The 19,597-nt window shown below is 69.2% G+C and carries 22 protein-coding genes and 2 tRNA genes; 12 read left to right on the plus strand and 12 right to left on the minus strand.

What is annotated here, in order from left to right; all coding sequences use genetic code 11:
* Positions 1–49 precede the first annotated feature (49 nt).
* From gatC to RI211_RS08180, 6 genes are read left to right on the plus strand one after another with little or no spacing between them, the layout of a single operon-like run.
* Complete coding sequence (gene gatC / locus RI211_RS08155) at positions 50–349, plus strand: Asp-tRNA(Asn)/Glu-tRNA(Gln) amidotransferase subunit GatC (protein WP_025103377.1); 300 nt, start codon at positions 50–52, stop codon at positions 347–349.
* Positions 346–1,863 carry an Asp-tRNA(Asn)/Glu-tRNA(Gln) amidotransferase subunit GatA gene (gene gatA, locus RI211_RS08160; RefSeq protein ID WP_259951625.1) on the plus strand — a complete coding sequence of 506 codons (1,518 nt, stop codon included), beginning with the start codon at positions 346–348 and terminating at the stop codon, positions 1,861–1,863. The genes gatC and gatA overlap by 4 nt, the downstream gene beginning before the upstream one ends.
* On the plus strand, positions 1,863–3,377 hold the full coding sequence (gatB, locus tag RI211_RS08165) for an Asp-tRNA(Asn)/Glu-tRNA(Gln) amidotransferase subunit GatB (RefSeq protein ID WP_259951623.1): 1,515 nt from the start codon (positions 1,863–1,865) through the stop codon (positions 3,375–3,377). Before gatA ends, gatB begins: the two co-directional genes overlap by 1 nt.
* 48 nt (positions 3,378–3,425) lie before the next feature.
* Entirely contained in the window at positions 3,426–4,682 is a 1,257-nt protein-coding gene (dinB, locus tag RI211_RS08170) for a DNA polymerase IV (protein WP_187664016.1), read from the plus strand.
* A 37-nt stretch (positions 4,683–4,719) separates the two neighbouring features.
* On the plus strand, positions 4,720–5,037 hold the full coding sequence (locus RI211_RS08175; protein WP_071328758.1) for a hypothetical protein: 318 nt from the start codon (positions 4,720–4,722) through the stop codon (positions 5,035–5,037).
* Entirely contained in the window at positions 5,021–5,602 is a 582-nt protein-coding gene (locus tag RI211_RS08180) for a nucleoside/nucleotide kinase family protein (protein WP_315636906.1), read from the plus strand. Before RI211_RS08175 ends, RI211_RS08180 begins: the two co-directional genes overlap by 17 nt.
* Before the next feature lie 6 nt (positions 5,603–5,608).
* On the opposite strand, the gene RI211_RS08185 is transcribed toward RI211_RS08180, so the two are convergent.
* The 6 genes from RI211_RS08185 to orn all read right to left on the minus strand — a co-directional run bounded on the left by RI211_RS08185 (position 5,609) and on the right by orn (position 8,226).
* Positions 5,609–6,106, minus strand: coding sequence for a DUF2017 family protein (locus tag RI211_RS08185; protein ID WP_315636905.1), 498 nt, complete (start codon positions 6,104–6,106; stop codon positions 5,609–5,611).
* Positions 6,103–6,390: an ATP-dependent Clp protease adapter ClpS gene (gene clpS, locus RI211_RS08190; RefSeq protein WP_232089236.1), complete on the minus strand. Its 288-nt coding sequence runs from the start codon at positions 6,388–6,390 to the stop codon at positions 6,103–6,105. The genes RI211_RS08185 and clpS overlap by 4 nt, the downstream gene beginning before the upstream one ends.
* Positions 6,391–6,392: 2 nt before the next feature.
* Positions 6,393–6,740 (minus strand): metallopeptidase family protein, encoded by a 348-nt coding sequence (locus RI211_RS08195; protein ID WP_187664020.1) that lies wholly within the window; start codon positions 6,738–6,740, stop codon positions 6,393–6,395.
* 30 nt (positions 6,741–6,770) lie between these two features.
* Entirely contained in the window at positions 6,771–7,400 is a 630-nt protein-coding gene (locus RI211_RS08200) for a LysE family transporter (protein WP_315636904.1), read from the minus strand.
* Between the two features lie 87 nt (positions 7,401–7,487).
* Positions 7,488–7,563: transfer RNA gene (locus RI211_RS08205), tRNA-His, on the minus strand.
* A 36-nt stretch (positions 7,564–7,599) separates the two neighbouring features.
* Complete coding sequence (gene orn, locus RI211_RS08210) at positions 7,600–8,226, minus strand: oligoribonuclease (protein ID WP_187664022.1); 627 nt, start codon at positions 8,224–8,226, stop codon at positions 7,600–7,602.
* Between the two features lie 61 nt (positions 8,227–8,287).
* On the opposite strand from orn, the gene RI211_RS08215 reads away from it, so the two are divergent.
* Positions 8,288–8,363: transfer RNA gene (locus RI211_RS08215), tRNA-Arg, on the plus strand.
* A 27-nt stretch (positions 8,364–8,390) separates the two neighbouring features.
* On the opposite strand, the gene RI211_RS08220 is transcribed toward RI211_RS08215, so the two are convergent.
* Positions 8,391–8,666, minus strand: coding sequence for a hypothetical protein (locus RI211_RS08220; protein WP_259951563.1), 276 nt, complete (start codon positions 8,664–8,666; stop codon positions 8,391–8,393).
* A gap of 206 nt (positions 8,667–8,872) precedes the next feature.
* Between RI211_RS08220 and RI211_RS08225 the strand changes: the two genes are divergently transcribed.
* From RI211_RS08225 to RI211_RS08240, 4 genes are all read left to right on the plus strand, one after another.
* Positions 8,873–9,328 carry a single-stranded DNA-binding protein gene (locus RI211_RS08225; RefSeq protein WP_315636903.1) on the plus strand — a complete coding sequence of 152 codons (456 nt, stop codon included), beginning with the start codon at positions 8,873–8,875 and terminating at the stop codon, positions 9,326–9,328.
* Between the two features lie 9 nt (positions 9,329–9,337).
* Positions 9,338–9,823 carry a DUF6993 domain-containing protein gene (locus RI211_RS08230; RefSeq protein WP_315636902.1) on the plus strand — a complete coding sequence of 162 codons (486 nt, stop codon included), beginning with the start codon at positions 9,338–9,340 and terminating at the stop codon, positions 9,821–9,823.
* An 80-nt stretch (positions 9,824–9,903) separates the two neighbouring features.
* Complete coding sequence (ettA, locus tag RI211_RS08235; protein WP_025103391.1) at positions 9,904–11,583, plus strand: energy-dependent translational throttle protein EttA; 1,680 nt, start codon at positions 9,904–9,906, stop codon at positions 11,581–11,583.
* A 7-nt stretch (positions 11,584–11,590) separates the two neighbouring features.
* On the plus strand, positions 11,591–12,079 hold the full coding sequence (locus tag RI211_RS08240; protein WP_187664025.1) for an acyl-CoA thioesterase: 489 nt from the start codon (positions 11,591–11,593) through the stop codon (positions 12,077–12,079).
* A 7-nt stretch (positions 12,080–12,086) separates the two neighbouring features.
* Here RI211_RS08240 and RI211_RS08245 read toward each other — a convergent pair whose 3' ends face one another.
* A complete protein-coding gene (locus RI211_RS08245) occupies positions 12,087–12,974 on the minus strand; it encodes an acyl-CoA thioesterase (protein WP_315636901.1) in 888 nt (295 codons plus the stop codon).
* A 50-nt stretch (positions 12,975–13,024) separates the two neighbouring features.
* On the opposite strand from RI211_RS08245, the gene RI211_RS08250 reads away from it, so the two are divergent.
* Positions 13,025–13,690 carry a DUF8185 domain-containing protein gene (locus RI211_RS08250; RefSeq protein WP_187664027.1) on the plus strand — a complete coding sequence of 222 codons (666 nt, stop codon included), beginning with the start codon at positions 13,025–13,027 and terminating at the stop codon, positions 13,688–13,690.
* 36 nt (positions 13,691–13,726) lie between these two features.
* Here the strand turns inward: RI211_RS08250 and RI211_RS08255 are convergent, their stop codons facing one another.
* From RI211_RS08255 to pepN, 4 genes are all read right to left on the minus strand, one after another.
* On the minus strand, positions 13,727–15,391 hold the full coding sequence (locus RI211_RS08255) for an FAD-binding dehydrogenase (RefSeq protein WP_315636900.1): 1,665 nt from the start codon (positions 15,389–15,391) through the stop codon (positions 13,727–13,729).
* On the minus strand, positions 15,388–15,837 hold the full coding sequence (locus RI211_RS08260) for a globin (RefSeq protein ID WP_187664029.1): 450 nt from the start codon (positions 15,835–15,837) through the stop codon (positions 15,388–15,390). Before RI211_RS08260 ends, RI211_RS08255 begins: the two co-directional genes overlap by 4 nt.
* Positions 15,834–16,910, minus strand: coding sequence for a mechanosensitive ion channel family protein (locus tag RI211_RS08265; RefSeq protein ID WP_187664030.1), 1,077 nt, complete (start codon positions 16,908–16,910; stop codon positions 15,834–15,836). The genes RI211_RS08260 and RI211_RS08265 overlap by 4 nt, the downstream gene beginning before the upstream one ends.
* A gap of 80 nt (positions 16,911–16,990) precedes the next feature.
* A complete protein-coding gene (gene pepN / locus RI211_RS08270; RefSeq protein WP_315636899.1) occupies positions 16,991–19,543 on the minus strand; it encodes an aminopeptidase N in 2,553 nt (850 codons plus the stop codon).
* Positions 19,544–19,597 lie beyond the last annotated feature (54 nt).

Genomic DNA, 19,597 nt, shown 5'->3' on the forward strand with positions numbered 1-19,597 from the left:
GGCCGCGCCGCACCGAGCGGCGGGCGGCTCGCCAACTAGACTGGGGAGCGTGTCTGAAATCACCCCTGATCTTGTGCGCCATCTCGGCGTGCTCGCGCGCATCCAGCTGAACGACGACGAGGTGACGCGGCTCACCGGCCAGCTCGACGCCATCGTCGACAACATCGCCAAGGTGTCCGAGGTCGCGACCGCCGATGTCGCCGCGACCAGCCACCCGATCCCGCTGAGTAACGTGTTCCGTCCCGACGTGGTCGGCGAGACGCTGACGCACGAGCAGGTGCTGCAGAACGCCCCGGACCAGGCCGACGGCCGGTTCCGCGTCACCGCGATCCTGGGAGAAGAGCAGTGAGCGACATCATCCGACTGACGGCGGCGGAGCTCGCCGACAAGCTCACGACGCGCGAGGTCTCCAGCGTCGAGGCCACGCAGGCGCACCTCGACCGCATCGCCCAGGTCGACGGCGCCGTGCACGCGTTCCTGCACGTCAACGAGCACGCGCTCGAGGCCGCGGCCGACATCGACGCCCGCCGTGCCGCGGGGGAGGACCTCGGGCCGATCGCCGGTGTCCCGCTCGCGATCAAGGACGTCCTCGTCACGACCGATCAGCCGACCACGAGCGGCTCGCGGATCCTCGAGGGCTACCGCTCGCCGTATGACGCGACGGTCGTGGCCCGCTCCCGTGCCGCCGGACTCATCCCGCTCGGCAAGACGAACATGGACGAGTTCGCGATGGGCTCGTCGACGGAGCACTCCGCCTACGGCCCGACCCGCAACCCCTGGGATCTCGACCGGATCCCCGGGGGCTCGGGTGGGGGCTCTGCCGCCGCCGTCGCCGCCTTCGAGGCCCCGCTCGCCCTCGGCTCCGACACCGGCGGATCGATCCGTCAGCCTGCGCACGTGACCGGCACGGTCGGCGTGAAGCCGACGTACGGCGGTGTCAGCCGATACGGCGCCATCGCGTTGGCGTCGAGCCTCGACCAGGTCGGCCCGGTCACCCGCACGGTGCTCGATGCCGGTCTGCTGCACGACGCGATCGGCGGCCATGACCCGAAGGACTCCACGTCGCTCGACGAGCAGTGGCCGTCCTTCGCGGCGGCCGCACGCGAGGGTGCGCGCGGCGACGGCCTCAAGGGTCTGCGCGTCGGCGTCATCCGCGAGCTCCCCGACAGCGGTTTCCAGCCGGGCGTCGCGGCGTCGTTCCGCAGCGCGCTGGCGCTGCTCGAGGCGCAGGGCGCGGAGATCGTGGAGATCGGTGCGCCGCACTTCGAGTACGGCGTGGCCGCCTACTACCTGATCCTGCCGGCGGAGGCCTCGAGCAACCTGGCCAAGTTCGACTCGGTGCGCTTCGGTCTCCGCGTCACCCCGGCCGGGAACCCCACCGTCGAGGACGTGATGTCCGCCACGCGCGACGCCGGCTTCGGCGACGAGGTCAAGCGCCGCATCATCCTCGGCACCTACGCGCTGTCGGCGGGCTACTACGACGCGTACTACGGCAGCGCGCAGAAGGTCCGCACGCTGATCCAGCAGGACTTCGCCGCGGCCTTCGCCGATGTCGACGTCATCGCGACCCCGTCGGCCCCGACCACCGCGTTCAAGCTCGGTGAGAAGATCGACGACCCGCTGCAGATGTACCTCAACGACATCACGACGATCCCGGCGAACCTCGCCGGTGTCCCCGGCATCTCGATCCCGAGTGGTCTTGCGGACGACGACGGCCTGCCCGTCGGCATCCAGTTCCTCGCCCCGGCGCGGGAGGACGCTCGTCTGTACCGCGTGGGCGCCGCCCTCGAGACGCTGCTCGTGGACTCCTGGGGCGCGCCGCTGCTGTCCCGTGCCCCCCAGCTGGAAGGAGGCGCGCGCTGATGGCCGCTGCCAAGCTCATGGACTTCGACAAGGCGCTCGAGATGTTCGAGCCGGTCCTCGGATTCGAGGTGCACGTCGAGCTCAACACGAACACGAAGATGTTCTCCGACGCGCCCAACCCCGCGAACGAGGCGTACCACGCGGCGGAGCCGAACACCCTGATCGCGCCGGTCGACCTGGGTCTGCCCGGTTCGCTGCCGGTCGTCAACGAGACGGCCATCCGATCCTCGATCAGCCTCGGCCTCGCGCTCGGCTGCTCGATCGCCGAGTCCAGCCGTTTCGCCCGGAAGAACTACTTCTACCCGGACCTCGGCAAGAACTATCAGATCTCCCAGTACGACGAGCCGATCGCCTTCGAGGGCTCGGTGGAGGTGGAGCTCGAGGACGGCACGATGGTGACGATCCCGATCGAGCGCGCGCACATGGAGGAGGACGCCGGCAAGCTCACGCACATGGGCGGCTCGACCGGGCGTATCCAGGGTGCCGAGTACTCGCTCGTCGACTACAACCGTGCCGGTGTCCCGCTCGTCGAGATCGTGACGAAGACCATCTTCGGCACCGATCACCGGGCCCCCGAGGTCGCCAAGGCCTACGTCGCCGCGATCCGCGACATCGTCCGCGGGCTCGGGATCTCCGAGGCTCGCCTCGAGCGCGGCAACCTCCGTTGCGACGCCAATGTGTCTCTCCGTCCTCGTGGCGAGGAGAAGCTCGGCACGCGCACCGAGACGAAGAACGTCAACTCGATGCGCTCGGTGGAGCGTGCGGTGCGGTACGAGATCCAGCGCCAGGCGCAGATCCTCGCCGACGGCGGCACCATCACCCAGGAGACGCGGCACTGGCACGAGGACACCGGGACCACCTCTCCCGGCCGTCCGAAGTCGGACGCCGACGACTACCGGTACTTCCCCGAGCCCGACCTGCTTCCGGTGCAGCCTCCCCGCGAGCTGATCGAGGAGCTGCGTGCGGCGCTGCCCGAGCAGCCCGTCGCCCGCCGTCGCCGGCTCATGGACGAGTGGGGCTTCACCCCGCTGGAGTTCCAGGACGTGCGCAACGGCGGTCTGCTCGACGTCGTCGAGGCCACGATCGCCGCCGGGGCCACGCCCGCCGCGGCACGGAAGTGGTGGACGGGGGAGATCACCCGCCTCGCCAACGCGCAGGAGAAGGACGCGGTCGACCTGGTCAGCCCGGAGAGCGTCGCCGCACTGCAGCAGCTCGTCGATGCCGGCACGCTGACCGATAAGCTCGCGCGCCAGGTGCTGGAGGGCGTGATCGCCGGGGAAGGCACGCCGCAAGAGGTCGTCGACGCCCGTGGTCTCGCCGTGGTCTCGGACGACGGCGCCCTCATCGCGGCGATCGACGAGGCTCTCGCCGCGCAGCCCGACGTGATGGCCAAGATCCAGGACGGCAAGGTCCAGGCGGCCGGTGCCATCATCGGCGCGGTCATGAAGGCCATGAAGGGCCAGGCCGACGCCGCACGCGTCCGCGAACTCATCCTCGAGCGCGCCGCGCAGTGATTCTCGCCCCCGGGCCTCCGTGTCGGAGGCCCGGGGGACAATGGACTCATGGGACACGGTGATGGCAGAGGCCGCATGGTGTCCTCGGCCGACGCCGACGATTCCGGGACGCGGATCCTCCACGTCGACATGGATGCGTTCTACGCCGCCGTCGAGGTGCTGGATGATCCGGGTCTTCGCGGGCTGCCGCTGATCATCGGATCCCCGGACGGACGATCGGTGGTCTCCAGCGCTTCCTACGAAGCACGGCGCTACGGCGTGCGCTCCGCCATGCCCGTATCGCAGGCTCTGCGGTTGTGTCCCACCGCACGTATCGTCCCGCCGCACTTCTCTCGGTATCAAGAGGTCTCGCGGCAGGTGATGGCGATCTTCGAGTCGTTCACGCCGCTCGTGGAACCCTTGTCGGTGGACGAGGCCTTCCTCGACGTGCAGGGTGTGCGCCGGCTCTGGGGGAGTCCGGCCCGGATCGCCGCCCAGATCCGCGAGCGCGTCCTCGCGGAGGTCGGCATCACCTGCAGCGTCGGCGTGGCCGCGACCAAGCACGTCGCGAAGATGGCATCGACCATGGCAAAGCCCGACGGAATGCTCGTGGTCGCCGAGCACGACACTCTCGCGTTCCTCGCGCCGCGCCCGGTACGGGCGCTGTGGGGAGTGGGGCCGAAGGCGGCGGAAGCTCTGGAAGCCCGCGGCCTCCGCACGATCGACGACCTGCGCACGGCGCCGCCGGAGATGCTGGACCGGGCTGTCGGGCCGGCGCTCAGCACGCGGCTCGCGCAGCTCGCCCGGGGAGAGGACCCCCGCGCCGTCGACACCGAGCGCGTGGAGAAGAGCATCGGCCACGAGGAGACGTTCGACCAGGACATCACGGATCGAGCGTTCCTCCGCGCCGAACTGCTCCGGCTCGCCGATCGCGTGGGCGCCCGCCTGCGTCGGGCCGGGTGGGAGACCTCCACGGTCGCGATCAAGATCCGCTTCGACGACTTCCGGACCGTCAACCGATCGCAGACGCTGAGTGAACCCACCGCGGTCGGGCAGCGCATCGGCGAGGCGGCGCAGGGTCTGTTCGCGCTCATCGAGCGTCGCGACCCGATCCGCCTCGTGGGAGTCCGCGCCGAGAACCTCCGGCCTGCGGGAGGCAGCGCGCTGGCGCTCTGGGATGACGACGAGGGCTGGCGCAAGGTCGAGGGGGCGGTCGACGAGGCCATGGCACGGTTCGGTTCGGCGACGATCAGCAGAGCGCGCCACATCGGACGAGGTGAAGGACGAGGTGCCGCTCGCCATCCGAAGGATCACGGCGTCGATTGACCGCGCGCCGGAGGCCGCCGTCGGCTACCGTGGGAACATGCCGAACATTGCACTGGAACTCGGGAATCAGGTCGCGTCCTTCGGCGTGAAGAGCGCATACGGGGAGCCGCAGGAGATCGACGGTGTCACCGTGACTCCGGTGGCGTTCACCTACGCGGGCTTCGGCGGCGCCAGCGGCGACGGAGGAGAAGGCGGCGGGGGCGGCGGCGTGTCGGTCCCGGTCGGTGTCTATGTCCGTCGCGAAGAGGGACTGCGCTTCGAGCCGAACATCGTGACGCTCCTGGTCGTGGCCGTGCCCTTCGTCTGGGTCACAGGTCGGGCACTCACGCGCATCATCCGTGCCCTCAAGAAGTGACGACGCGGTCGCAGCTGCTCTCTCGCGCGCCGCGACACTGATCGTCGAGGACGTCCGCGCACTCGCGGCGTCCAATCCTGTCGTGATCATCGACGGGGGAAGCGGCGCCGGCAAGACCTCTCTGGCTGCGCGTGTGGCACATGCCTGGCCGGTTGCCGGCCGCGTGCAGGTCATCGCGCTGGATTCGCTGTACCCGGGCTGGGACGGACTCGACGGGGGCGCGGAGAAGGCGCTGGAGGGCATCCTCCGCCCGCACGGACGCGGCCTGCTCGGCGCCTGGCGTCGCTGGGATTGGGAGCGCGGCGAGGAGGCGGAGACCCACGCCGTGGATCCCGCACTCGGGGTCATCGTCGAGGGCAGCGGGATCCTGCGTCCGTCCACGGCACGGCTGGCGGATGTCCGCGTCTGGGTGGAGTCCGGGGAACAGTCACGCAAGTCACGGGCGCTCGCCCGGGACGGAGACACCTACCGCCCGCACTGGGACCGCTGGGCGGCGCAGGAGCGCCGTCACGTCGAGCGGGACCACCCCCGCGAACTCGCCACCCGAGTCGTCGAGGTTCCCTGAGCTCACTCAGCGGAGGGCGTCGGCGTCGCTCTCGTCCACGGCTTCGATGAGGAGTTCGAGGCGGTATCCCAGCCAGTCGTACACCGCTTGGCCATCGCCCCCGACGTCGGGCTCGTCGTCGGTGATGCCGAGGCGCGTCGCGATCACGAGGCGGATGGCGGTGAGGGTGCGCAGCCAGGCGTCCACGTGGTCACGGCGCACCACGACATCGCGAGGGATCCGGGCATCGGCATCGGTCACCTCGGCGTCGGGGTCGAACATCTGCAGCGATGCGCGAACCGTGCGGGCGTCGTGCAACCGCCGGTCGAGGAGGTCCGCGCGCGTGGCGGAGGCGAATGCGGCCGACGCATCGTCGTCGTCCGGGTAGGCGTTCGGGGTCAGCCGGGCCACCCCCGGGTCGTCCTGTTCGGAGTCCCGCAGCACCTCCATGAAGTCATCGACGAGTCGGGCCAGGTGCACCCCCTCGATCGTGGCGACGGAGACGGTGATCGGCGTGGTGTTCATGCGGCCTTCCTGACGGTCGCCCAGAGTCCGTAGTCGTGCATCGCCTGAGCGTGCACCTCCATGGTCTCTCGCGGGCCGGTGGCGACGATCGCGTGGCCGTCGTGATGAACGGCGAGCATGAGGCGGGTGGCGTGTTCGGTCGTGTAGCCGAAGTAGGTGCGGAAGACGCGCACGACGTAGCTCATCAGATTCACGGGGTCGTTCCATACGACGACCTCCCATGGCTCCAGCGGAGCAGCGAACAGGTCTGTGGTCTCCTCGACCTCGGGAAGAGCGGTCGACATGATCATGCCCACCCGAGCTCATGCAACTGCGCGTCGTCGATGCCGTGGAAGTGCGCGATCTCATGGACGAGCGTGGTGTGAATCTCGTCACGGAGTTGGTCGATGTCGTCGCACTGTGCGAGGTGCGGCTCCCGGTAGACGATGATGCGGTCGGGCAGCTCGCCCATCCCGTATTGCGTGCGCTCCGTCAGCGCCAGGCCGTCGTAGAGGCCGAGCAGGTCGAGACCGCCGTCCTCCGGACGGTCCTCCACGACGAAGACGACGTTCTCGAGCTGCTCGACCATCTCGTCAGGCAGCTGGTCGAGCTCGTCGATCACGAGGGCCTCGAAGGCCGCGGCGTCCATGTCCATCGCCTCCAGCCTACGGCGACGGCCGGGTGCTCAGTGCAGAAGGACGAGGAGGGCTGCCACGCCGATGAAGAGGGTTCCGAACACCGTATTGAGGATCCGCTGTCCCTGCGGGGAGCGCGTGAGACGCCGGAAGGGACGCGCCGCCGTGGCGAAGAACCCCCACATCACCAGGACGTCGACGACCACGACCGTCGCGACGAGTGCCAGGTACTGGGGGAGCGGTGGCTGGTCCAGTCGGATGAACTGCGGGATGAACGCGAGGAAGAACACGATCGCCTTCGGGTTCAGCAGGTTCACCCAGAACCCGCGGCGCATCATCGACCAGTGGCTCTCCCGGGCGTCCACAGGATCCGGCGCGTCGTCGAGTGCCGGCGCGGGCCGGGTCAGGATCAACCGGATCCCGAGGTAGACGAGGTAGGCGGCGCCGGCGTACCGGATGACGTTGAACAGGAGCTCCGAGCGTGAGACGAGGAGCCCGACTCCGGCGGCGACGATCACCACATGGACGATGAGCGCGATCTGTTGGCCGATGATGCCCCAGATCGAGCGCTTCCAGCCCTGGGTGAGGGAGTTGGACATCGTGTTGATCGCGCCGGCTCCCGGCGTGAAGCTGATCACCACGGATGCGGTGAGAAGGGAGAACCAGACCGCCAGTGACACCAGGACAGTCTAGGGCCGCGCGACCACGGGGCCGGACCGGCCGAAAGGCGAAGAGGCTCGGACCGAACGGTCCGAGCCTCTTCGAGCTGGGGTGAGTAACGGGGCTTGAACCCGCGACCTCCTGGACCACAACCAGGCGCTCTACCAGCTGAGCTATACCCACCATGCGCCCGCCGAAACAGGCAACCCCACGAGTCTATTACATGTTCGAGGTGAACTCCGACACCGTGCGGGCGGCGATCTCCTTCGCATCATCGCTGGAAGGTCCCGGTTCGTCGACGAAGACGGCTTCGCGGTAGTAACGCAGCTCGCGGATCGACTCGAGGATGTCCGCCAGCGCGCGGTGCCCGCCGTCCTTGGCAGGTGCCTGGAAGAACACCCGCGGGTACCAGCGGCGGGAAAGCTCCTTGATGCTGGAGACGTCGACGTTCCGGTAGTGCAGCCACTGGTCGACCTGTGGCATGTACTTCGCGAGGAACATCCGGTCGGTGCCGATCGTGTTGCCGGCGAGGGGCGCGCGGCGCTCCAGCGGGACGAAGCGGCGGATGTAGGCCAACGTCTGTTCCTCCGCCTCCTCGAGGCTGATCCCCTGCGGGATCTCCTCGATGAGCCCGGAGGTCTCGTGCATCGCGGTGACGAAGTCGTTCATGTGCGCGAGGGCGTCCGCGCTCGGACGGATGACGACCTGGAAGCCGGGGTCGAGCGGACGCAGCTCGAAGTCGGTGACCACCACCGCGATCTCGACCAGTTCATCGATGGCGAGATCGAGTCCCGTCATCTCGCAGTCGATCCAGACGAGGCGGTCGTTCTCGGAAGCAGTCACCATGTCGCCATCCTATCGACGGCCCCGACATCCGCCGGGGGAGCGCGGTACGGTAGAGATGTCCGCCTCCGTAGCTCAGGGGATAGAGCAGGAGCCTTCTAATCTCTTGGTCGCAGGTTCGAATCCTGCCGGGGGCGCCAGTGATCGCCGGTCACGTCGACCGGAGGTCAGCAGTGTCGCAGCGCGTCGACGGCGTCGTCCGCGCGCCAGAACTCGCCGATCAGCCGGAAGTCACCCGTCGCCAGATGGAGCCGCTCCGCCCGGTACCGGAGGCCGAGAGGATCGGCCACCACGCGCAGGTGGCCGAGGACGTGCTCGCGGCTGTCCTGTACGCGCCACAGGTGATCGGCGGCACGGACGAGGTGCTCTCGCCGGGACGCGAGCGGCGGGGCCACGAGGGGGTTTCCGGGAGCAGGGATCGAAGCGGTGGTGGTGGCGGTCATGGTCTCTCCTTCCATGGTTCGAACATACGACCGACCACCGACATTGGTCCGCGCATCGATATCCGGCGGTGACCTGGCTTCTTCTGCACGGATGACGGTTGCCTTAGCCCGTCCACAGATCGCGCGATCGTGCCCCTGCAACGTGCTCCGCGAGGTGCACGCTGGAGGGCATCCGGCCACTGAGCCGGCAGCGAGAGGACGAACGCATGATCGACACCGTGACCATCGTGGGGAGAGTCGCGACGGAGCCCACCCCGGGGCGGACGAGTGCGGGGGTGCCCGTCACGAACTTCCGGCTGGCGAGCACGCACCGGCGCTTCGATGCAGCGAGCGGCTCGTGGGTGGACGCGGGGACCAACTGGTTCTCGATCGCCGCCTTCCGCCAGCTCGCGGAGCATGCGCGCGCATCGCTCAGGGTCGGCGACAGCGTCATCGTCTCGGGACGACTGCGCGTACGACCGTGGGAGAGCAATGGCAAGCAGGGGACGAGCGTCGACATCGACGCCGACACGATCGGACACGATCTGCGGTGGGGGACCACCGCGTACCGACCGAGCACCCGTCCGTCTCCCACGGATGCGGAGGAGAGCGGGGACGTCCCGACGACCGATGAGGAAGGGCGCGACGCGTGGGAACAGCCGGCGGAGAGCGAGGCGGCCTAGACTCTGCTCGTGCTCCGATCGGTCCTGAACTCCCGCGCTGTGGCGCTCGTGCTCGTCGCCGGTCTCTCGGCAGCCGTCCTCGCCGGATGCGCCCCGGAGCCGGAGGTGACGCCGACCCCGACCGGGACGGCCAGTGCCACGCCGACACCGCCGGCCGCGCCTGCTCTGGTGCCGGGCGGGAGCGCCGCAGACAACCTTCCCGTGTTCACCGCAGTGGCCGAACAGGTGTGGGGCACGGAGCAGCGTGCGGAGGGGCGGGCATACGTCGACGGTCTCGTCGCGGCGGGATTCGATCGGGACGCCATGCAGCTCACGCCGGACCAGTCCACGGTCGGGAACCCGGCGGAGAGCATCCAGTTCTCGGTCCGCTGGGGCGAGGAGGAGTGCCTGATCGGACAGGTCGGGCCCTCCACCGGCGCCGTCGTGACCACCGTCATGCCACAGCTCGCCGGCGGGCGCTGTCTGGTGGGCGTGACGCGGCCGATCGACTGGTGACCCGCGTACACAGATAAGCCCGCTCACGGCCGGTAGGCTGGAGTGTCGATCTTCGACGCCAACAGAAGGAGCGGTTTTCGGTGGCTGAGTACATCTACTCCATGGTTCGTGCCCGCAAGGCGGTGGGTGAGAAGCTCATCCTGGACGACGTCACGATGGCGTTCCTGCCGGGCGCGAAGATCGGCATGGTCGGCCCCAACGGCGCCGGAAAGTCGACGATCCTCAAGATCATGGCGGGGCTCGACACGCCCTCCAACGGTGAGGCCAAGCTCTCGCCGGGCTACTCCGTAGGCATCCTCATGCAGGAGCCCGAGCTCGACGAGTCGAAGACGGTCCTGGAGAACATCCAGGACGGCATCGCCATCAAGGCCAAGGTCGACCGGTTCAACGAGATCTCCGCGCTGATGGCCGACCCGGACGCCGACTTCGACGCGCTGCTCGCGGAGATGGGCACGCTGCAGGAGGAGATCGACGCGGCGGACGGCTGGGACCTCGATTCCCAGCTCGAGCAGGCGATGGACGCCCTGCGCACCCCGCCCGGCGACGCGGCCATCGCTCCGCTCTCCGGTGGCGAGAAGCGCCGTGTGGCGCTGGCCAAGCTGCTGCTGCAGAAGCCCGACCTGCTGCTCCTCGACGAGCCCACCAACCACCTCGACGCGGAGAGCGTGCTCTGGCTCGAGCAGCACCTCCAGTCGTACAAGGGCGCCGTGATCGCGATCACCCACGACCGGTACTTCCTCGACCACGTGGCCGAGTGGATCGCTGAGGTCGACCGCGGCCGCCTCATCGGCTACGAGGGCAACTACTCGACGTACCTGGAGAAGAAGGCCGAGCGCCTCGACATCCAGGGCAAGAAGGACGCCAAGCTCGCGAAGCGCCTCAAGGACGAGCTCGACTGGGTCCGCTCCAGCGCGAAGGGCCGCCAGACCAAGTCGAAGGCCCGTTTGGCCCGGTACGAGGAGATGGCGGCCGAGGCGGAGCGGACGAGGAAGCTGGACTTCGAGGAGATCCAGATCCCTGCCGGTCCTCGACTCGGCAACGTCGTCATCGAGGCGAAGAACCTCAAGAAGGGCTTCGACGGGCGCTCGCTCATCGACGGCCTGAGCTTCAGCCTCCCGCCGAACGGCATCGTCGGCGTCATCGGTCCGAACGGCGTCGGAAAGACGACCCTGTTCAAGACCATCGTCGGTCTCGAACCGCTGGACGGCGGAGACCTGAAGATCGGCGAGACCGTTAAGATCAGCTACGTCGACCAGTCGCGTTCGTCGATCGACCCGAACAAGACCCTGTGGGAGGTCGTGTCCGACGGTCTGGACTTCATCACGGTCGGCAAGACCGAGATCCCGTCCCGTGCCTACGTGTCCAAGTTCGGGTTCAAGGGTCCGGACCAGCAGAAGAAGGCCGGCGTGCTCTCCGGTGGAGAGCGCAACCGTCTGAACCTCGCGCTCACCCTCAAGGAGGGCGGCAACCTGCTCCTCCTCGACGAGCCGACCAACGACCTCGATGTCGAGACCCTGAGCTCCCTGGAGAACGCGCTGCTCGAGTTCCCCGGCTGCGCCGTGGTCATCACCCACGACCGGTGGTTCCTCGACCGGATCGCGACGCACATCCTCGCCTACGAGGGCACAGACGAGAAGCCCGACCAGTGGTACTGGTTCGAGGGCAACTTCGAGGCTTACGAGCAGAACAAGATCGAGCGCCTCGGGCCGGACGCGGCCAAGCCCCACCGCTCGACCCACCGCAAGCTCACGCGCGACTGAGCCGGTCATGAGCACCGACTCGCCGGGTTCCCGCCTGCACATCCCGATCCAGCTCCGCTGGGGCGATCTGGATGCGTTCAACCACGTCAACAACACCTCGATGCTGAAGCTGCTCGAGGAGGCGCGCGTCCGCGCGTTCTGGCGGGCGGGACCCGGCGAGCAGGCGCCGTCCACGGCCGTCCTCGACTCCGGGATCGAGGAAGGCATCCTGACGCTCATCGCGCGGCAGGAGATCGAGTACCTCGCTCCGGTGCCGTATCAGCGCCGCCCGTTGGAGGTGCAGATGTGGTTCGGGAAGCTCGGTGGCTCGAGCGTCGAGGTCTGCTACGAGGTGCACAATGACCCGGCCGCCGAGCCGCGTGAACTCTACGCGCGGTCCACGGCCGTCATCGTGCTCGTCGACGCGGGGACCGGGCGGCCGACGCGGCTGACCGCGGAGATGCGCGAGGCATGGGAGCCGTACGTCGGCCCCTCCATCGAGTACGCCCACCGCTGAGCGCAGGTCAGTGATCCTCCGGGACGCGAATCATGATCTCCTGCGCGACGCTCGCGACCAGCGCGCCCTCACGGGTGTACACCCGCCCCGTGGCCAGACCGCGACCGCCCCGGGCGCTCGGCGACTCCTGCACGTAGAGGAGCCATTCGTCCACGCGGGCCGGACGATGCCACCACATCGCGTGGTCCAGGCTCGCGACCTTCAACCCGGGCAGCGACCATGACACTCCGTGAGCGCGCAGGATCGACTCCTGGATCGTCATGTCGCTGAGGTAGGCGAGCGCGGCCCGATGCAGCCGCTGGTCGTTAGGGAGCGGGGCACGCAGCCGCATCCACACCGCCTGCCGCGGAACCCTCTCATCATCGTTCGGCAGATAGAGCGGGGAGTCGACGTGGCGGATGTCCGCGGCGCGCTCGCTCAGCATGCGCCGTGCACCGCCGGCGAGGCCCGGCACCCGGTCCTCATCGGGGACGAGGTCCTCGGGGACAGGGATACCGGCGGGCATGGGCTCGGCGTGCTCCACTCCGGGGTCGGCGTCCTGGAACGAGGCGATCATCGAGAAGATCGGGACGCCGTTCTGGTATGCCTGAGTCCGACGGGTGGAGAACGAGCGGCCGTCGTGGATGCGGTCGACGGCGATGGTGATGCCCTGGCTCGCGTCGCCGGGGCGGAGGAAGTACCCGTGCATCGAGTGGACGGCCCGGTCCTCCGGCAGCGTGCGCTCCGCGGCCACGAGGGTCTGCGCGAGCACCTGACCGCCGTAGATGCGGCCGCTCGGCATCGGGTGCGACGAACCGGTGAAGATGTCCTCGGTGGTCCGCGCCTGGGTGGCGTCGAGGTCGAGGACGTCGAGAAGACGCTCCACGGTCTGGATGGCGTGTTCGTCGGCGCTCATGTGTTCCCCTCCGCGGCCCCGGGTCGCCGCTCGTTGGTAGTTTAGAACGCGTGACCCCTCAGCTCCTGCTCGCCGATCCGGACACGGCGAAGGATGTCCTCACGTTCACGGGCCGCGCGGCCCGGGTGTCCGACGAAGGGGTTCGCCTGCAGGCCCATCGCGGCGTCCTGGCGCTCACGACGGCGGTCCTCGCACCCCAGGGGCTCTTCGACCAGACGCCGACGATCCTCGCCATGCGCATCGTCCGTGCCGATCCGGAGCTCGAGTGCGACCTCGTGATCGACGCCCTGAGCCCGACGGACGACCCGCAGCGCCTCGGGCTGCCCGAGACCGCCCTCTCGCCCGCATGGGCCGGCGTCGCGCCCCCGCGGCAGGGCTGGCTCGCGGAGTCCGTCCTGCCCGCCTCCACCATCGCGCAGCGTGCACAGTGGGGCATCTCCGCGGTCGCCCACGGTGCGGGACCGGGGTCGGGTGAGGAGGCCGTGCGCGCGCTTCGTGCGGCCATCTGGGGCGAGCCGGACGACGACCTCGGCGGATTGCCGCGGGGCGTGGCGTTCGCCGCGGACGCGCTGGGCTTCATCTCCGGTGAAGAGGACGTGACCGTCACGCGGTCCGGCCGCTGGACGCGGCTCGCGTTCCGCCGCGGCCACGTCCTCGCACGGGGCCCCGTCGCCACCGGACTGACGGGGGTGCGGGCCACCGGCTCCACCGCCTGACGTGACCGCAGGCAGGACCAGGGGAACAGTGCCGGTTCAGCCGAGGCCAGCCGCCGCGCGTCCCGCCTGACGGCCGGAGAACAGGCACCCGCCGAGGAATGTCCCCTCCAGGGCGCGGTAGCCGTGCGCGCCCCCGCCGCCGAAGCCGCTGGCCTCACCGGCGGCGAAGAGGCCAGGAATCGGTGCGCCGCCTCCGTCCAGGGCACGACCGTCGAGATCCGTGTTGATCCCGCCGAGGGACTTCCTGGTCAGCACGTGCAGCTTGACCGCGATCAGCGGTCCTGCGGAGGGATCCTGCAGCCGGTGCGGCGCCGCGGTGCGGATGAGCTTGTCCCCGCGATAGGCCCGCATCGAGCGCAGCATGCCGATCTGCGCATCCTTGCTGAAGTCGTTCGCCATCTCGCGATCGCGAGCGACCACTTCCCGGCGCACGGCCTCGATGTCCAGGAGCCCGCCCCCGGGGTGGGCCGCCATCTGCTCCAGCAAGGACTCCAGGTCGTTCTCGACGATGAAGTCCTCGCCCTCGTCGAGGAATGACTGCACTGGTCCCGTCGGCCCCTTCGCGAGGCGGGACTTGAGCAGCAGCGCCACATCCTTGCCGGTGAGGTCGGGGTTCTGCTCGCTGCCGGACAGCGCGAACTCCTTCTCCACGATCTGCCGCGAGGTCACGAACCAGGAGTGGTCGTGGCCCGTCCGCCGCAGGTGCTCGAGCGTGCCGAGGGTGTCGAAGCCGGGGAAGAGCGGAACGGGGAGCCGGTGTCCGGTCGCGTCGAGCCACAGCGACGACGGCCCTGGCAGGATGCGGATGCCGTGCTGCGGCCACACCGGGTTCCAGTTCGTGATGCCCTCCACGTAGTGCCACATCCGGTCGCCGTTGATGAGGCGGGCGCCGGCGGTGGCGCTCACGGCCTGCATCGAGCCGTCGACATAGGCGGGCACGCCGGAGAGCATGTGCGCCGGGGGAGTGCCGAGGCGCGGGGGCCAGGCCGCGCGGACGAGGTCATGGTTTCCGCCGATGCCCCCCGAGGCCACGATCGTCGCCGTCGCGTCGATCTCGAAGGCGCCGATGACCTCGCGCGAGGAGGGGATGCCGCGTGCGGCACCATCCGACGCCAGCACGCTCCCGCGCGCGCCGGTCACGCGTCCGTCGGTGAGGATGAGCTCCTCGACGCGGTGTCGGGCGAGGACGGTGAGCCGTCCCTCGCGCTCTCCCTGCTCGACGGCGGCCGCGAACGGGGCGACGATCCCCGGCCCGGTGCCCCAGGTGATGTGGAAGCGAGGGACCGAGTTCCCCGGTCCGAGGGCACCATAGCCGCCGCGCTCGGCCCAGCCGACCACCGGGAAGAAGCCGACGCCGCGGGAGCGGAGCCACGACCGCTTCTCGCCGGCTGCGAACTGCAGGTAGGCCTCGGCCCAGCGCCGAGGCCACTCGTCCTCGGGTCGGTCGAATCCGGCGGTACCGAACCAGTCCTGGGTCGCGAGCTCGAGCGAGTCGCTGATGCCGAGGCGGCGCTGCTCGGGGGAGTCCACGAGGAACAGGCCGCCGAACGACCACCACGCCTGCCCGCCGAGGTTCGTGCGGGGCTCCTGGTCGACGATGACGACGCGACGTCCGGCCTCGAGGGCTTCCGCGGCGGCCACGAGCCCCGCCAACCCCCAACCGATCACCAGGACGTCTGCGGTCGGGGGTGTCGTCGTCATGGGTTCTCCGTTGATTCCTGACGGGATCGGGTCTCCAGGGTCGTGCGGCCCTGGGGTGCCGTACCGATACCGGACGGCTCGAATGTGTTCACCATGGCATAGGCGGCGCGCTCCAGGTAGTCCCAGAGAGTGGTTTCGTGCAACGGGGACAACTGCGCCTCGTCCACGGCGGTGCGCATATGACGAAGCCAACGATCCCGGGCGTCGGGATCGACCCGGAACGGCATATGGCGCATCCGCAGGCGGGGGTGACCGCGGGTCTCGCCGTAGGTGGTCGGGCCGCCCCAGTACTGCTCGAGGAACAGCAGCAGCCGCTCCTCCGCGGGACCGAGGTCTTCCTCCGGGTACATCGGCTTGAGCACGGGATCGAGGGCGACCTCGCGATAGAACACCGAGACGATCTTCGCGAACGTCTCGCGGCCGCCGACCTCGTCGTAGAACGTCACTTGTCTGCACTCCCGTCGCCGCCGGTGTTCTTCTTGCGTCGCCAGATGCCGCGGTCGGGGATGACGGGCACCCCGGTGACGGCGTTGGGGCGCGTCTTCGGCGGGTTGGCGCCCCGGACGCGGCGCGCGCCCTCCAGTCCGGTGGGCACGACGTCCGCGAGACGCGGCACGTCGATCTCCTTCTCCAGCAGAGCGGCCCGGAGGCGGCGTCGGAGCTCCTGTGCCACGTCGTCCCGCGCGTTCGCCCTGGTCTTGATGACGGCCCGGACGACGAGCGCATCCCCGTCGATGGACTCGAGGCCCCACAGCTCCGGCTTTTCCACGATGCGCGTGCGCCACTTCGGGTCCTTCGCCAGTCCCTGCGCGGTCTCCAGAAGGATCTGCTCGACCTGCTCGAGGTCGGAATCCGGGGCGACACCGATGTCGACGATCGCCCGCGCCCAGCCCTGCGACATGTTCCCGATGCGGGTGACCTCGCCGTTGCGGACGTACCAGAGCGTCCCGTTCACGTCCCGCACCTGGGTCACGCGCACGCTGACGTATTCGACGACGCCGCTCGCCAGCCCGAGGTCGACGACGTCTCCGATGCCGATCTGGTCCTCGGCGACGAGGAAGATCCCGTTCAGCACGTCCTTGACGATGTTCTGGGCGCCGAAACCCAGGCCGGCGCCGACCGCTGCCGTGAGGAGGGTGAGCGATCCGAGGAGAGCGTTGTCGATCGCGTTGACGATGAGGATGATCGCGATGATGACGAGCATCACGTTCACGATGTTCTGCAGGATGGTGCCGAGCGTTCGGGTGCGCTGCACGAGGCGCATGTCCGCGAGCGGGGAGCGTTCCAGCGCCTGCGTGTCGTCGACGGCGGCCTTGTTCTTGGCGGTGTCCACGATGCGGTGCACGACGCGGGTGATCACCCGGCGCAGCACGAGCGCGATGAGGACGCAGGCGCCGATGATCATCGCGATCTGGAGGAGCTTGCCGCCGACCGTGGTCAGCACGGCGAGCATGTCCTGCACCCACGGCGGGAGTTCGGCGGGCGTCGGCGCGGGGGTCGTCTCGGCGGAAATCAGCATCGTCTCGATGGTACCGAGCGGGCCTCTGCGCCGGCTGGAAGAGCGGCGGCAGAGGCCCGTGTCGTGTCGGTGGCGGAGGGTCAGTCCTCGGCGTCGCGGGACTGCGCTGCGAGAGCGCGCTCCACGTCCGCGAGGTTCTCCAGAACGAGACGGCGCAGCGCGGGCGGCGCGTCCTGGTGCTCGGAGAGCCATCCGCGCGTCGCGTCGCGCAGGGCGACGTCCGCGAGCGCGGTGGGGAACAGCCCGACGACCAGGTACTGGGCGATCTGGTAGGTCCGCGACTCCCACACTGGCAGGAGCATGTCGAAGTACTGCGACACGAAGGCACCGAGCACCTCGGCACCCGCCGGGTGGACGAAACCGAGGGCTGCGGAGCGGACGATCGTGTTCGGGGCGTCGTCGCGCGCGATCAGCGCGTCCCAGGCCTGCTGCTTCGCTGCGGCGTCCGGAAGAGCCGCGCGCGCCTGCGCAGCGAACTCCGCGCCCTTGGCCGTGTTGTCGGCGGCCAGCGCGGCGTCGATGGCACCGGCGTCGGTCGCACCGATCGTCGCAAGGCCGACGAGGAGCTGCCAGCTCAGGTCGGCGTCCACGTCGAGTCCGGGGAGCGTCTCCTCGCCCGAGCGCAGACGGCCGACGATGCCGGCGTGCTCCGGCGTCACCAGGTTGTTCGCGAAGGCGGTGACGAACTGGAGCTGGCTGTCGCTGCCGGCCTCCGCCGACTCGGCGAGCGCCCAGAGACCGTCGGCCACCTTCAGCCGTGCGGTTTCGCGCTCCGCCGGAGCGACGTAGAGCGTCGCGGCCGTCCGCAGCTGCGCGAGCGTGGTCCGGACCGTGGTGGACTCGGTCTCCCGACCGATGTTGCCGAGGACGAGGTCGATGTAGTCGGATGCGGGCGTCTCCGCGTCGCGGGTCTGGTCCCAGGCCGCACCCCACACGAGCGAGCGGGCGAGGGGGTCGTGGATGTCGGCGAGGTGGGCGATCGCGGTCGCGAGCGACTTCTCGTCGAGACGGATCTTCGCGTACGCGAGGTCGTCGTCGTTGAGGAGGATGAGATCGGGGCGAGCCAGGCCCTGGAGCTCGGGCACCTCGGTGCGGTCACCGTCCACGTCCACCTCGATGTGGTGGGTGCGCGTGAGCGCGCCGTCCTGCAGCGAGTAGAAGCCGATGCCGAGACGGTGCGGACGGATGGTCGGGTAGTCGGCCGGAGCCGTCTGAGTGATGGCGAAGCGCGAGATCTTCCTGTTGTCGTCCTCGGCCACGACCGGCTCGAGAGTGTTGACGCCGGCCGTCTCCAGCCACTTCTTGGACCAGGTGCCGAGGTCGCGACCGCTCGTGGCCTCCAGCTCGGACAGCAGGTCGCTGAGCTCGGTGTTACCCCAGGAGTGCTTCTGGAAGTACTGCGAGACACCGGCGAAGAACGCCTCGATGCCGACCCACGCGGCGAGCTGCTTCAGGACGGAGCCGCCCTTGGCGTAGGTGATCCCATCGAAGTTCACCTGCACGTCCTCGAGGTCGTTGATCTCGGCGACGATCGGGTGGGTCGAGGGGAGCTGGTCCTGGCGGTAGGCCCAGGTCTTCTCCATGGCGTTGAACGTGGTCCAGGCTTCGGTCCACTCGGTCGCCTCGGCGGTCGCGATGGTCGAGGCCCACTCGGCGAACGACTCGTTCAGCCAGAGGTCGTTCCACCACTTCATGGTGACGAGGTCGCCGAACCACATGTGCGCGAGCTCGTGCAGGATCGTGACGACGCGACGCTCCTTGACGGCGTCCGTGACCTTGCTGCGGAAGACGTACGTCTCGGTGAACGTCACGGCGCCCGCGTTCTCCATGGCGCCGGCGTTGAACTCCGGCACGAAGAGCTGGTCGTACTTGGCGAACGGGTACGGCACGCCGAACTTCGACTCGAAGTAGGCGAAGCCCTCTCGGGTCTTGTCGAAGATGTAGTCGGCGTCGAGGTGCTGCCAGAGGCTCTTGCGGCCGTAGACGCCGAGCGGGATCACCCGGCCGGACGCGCTGGTGAGCTCCGAGAAGGTGGCCTCGTACGGTCCTGCGACGAGAGCCGTGATGTAGGAAGAGATCCGGGGCGTGGGCTCGAAGCCCCAGGTGGCCGAGACGCCGTCGTCGTGGACGATCGGCTCGGGCGTGGGGGAGTTGGAGACGACCTTCCACTCCGCGGGAGCGGTCACCGTGAACTGGAAGGTGGCCTTGAGGTCGGGCTGCTCGAAGACGGCGAACACGCGACGGGAGTCGGGCACCTCGAACTGCGAGTAGAGGTACACCTCGCCGTCCACCGGGTCGACGAAGCGGTGCAGGCCCTCGCCGGTGTTCGTGTAGAGGCAGTCGGCGTCGACGACGAGGACGTTCTCCTCCTGCAGACCGGCGAGCGCGATCCGGGAGTCTGCGAAGACCTCGCGCGGGTCGAGCTGCTCTCCGTTGAGCGAGATCTCGCGCACGTCACGGGCGATGAGGTCGATGAAGGTGAAGCTGTCGGGGGACGCGGAGAAGCGCACGACGCTCCGGGAGCCGAAGACCTCGGCGCCCTTGGTCAGATCGAGGGCGACCTCATAGGAGTGCGTGTCGACGACGTCGCGGCGCTCCTGCGCTTCGGTTCGGGTGAGGTTCTCTCCAGGCAAAGCTGTACTCCCAGGGGTGAGGGGATGTAACCGGGGTCGGCGCAGTTGGCGCCG

The sequence above is a fragment of the Microbacterium meiriae genome (assembly GCF_032364335.1).
In the GTDB taxonomy this organism is placed as follows: Bacteria; Actinomycetota; Actinomycetes; order Actinomycetales; family Microbacteriaceae; genus Microbacterium; species Microbacterium meiriae.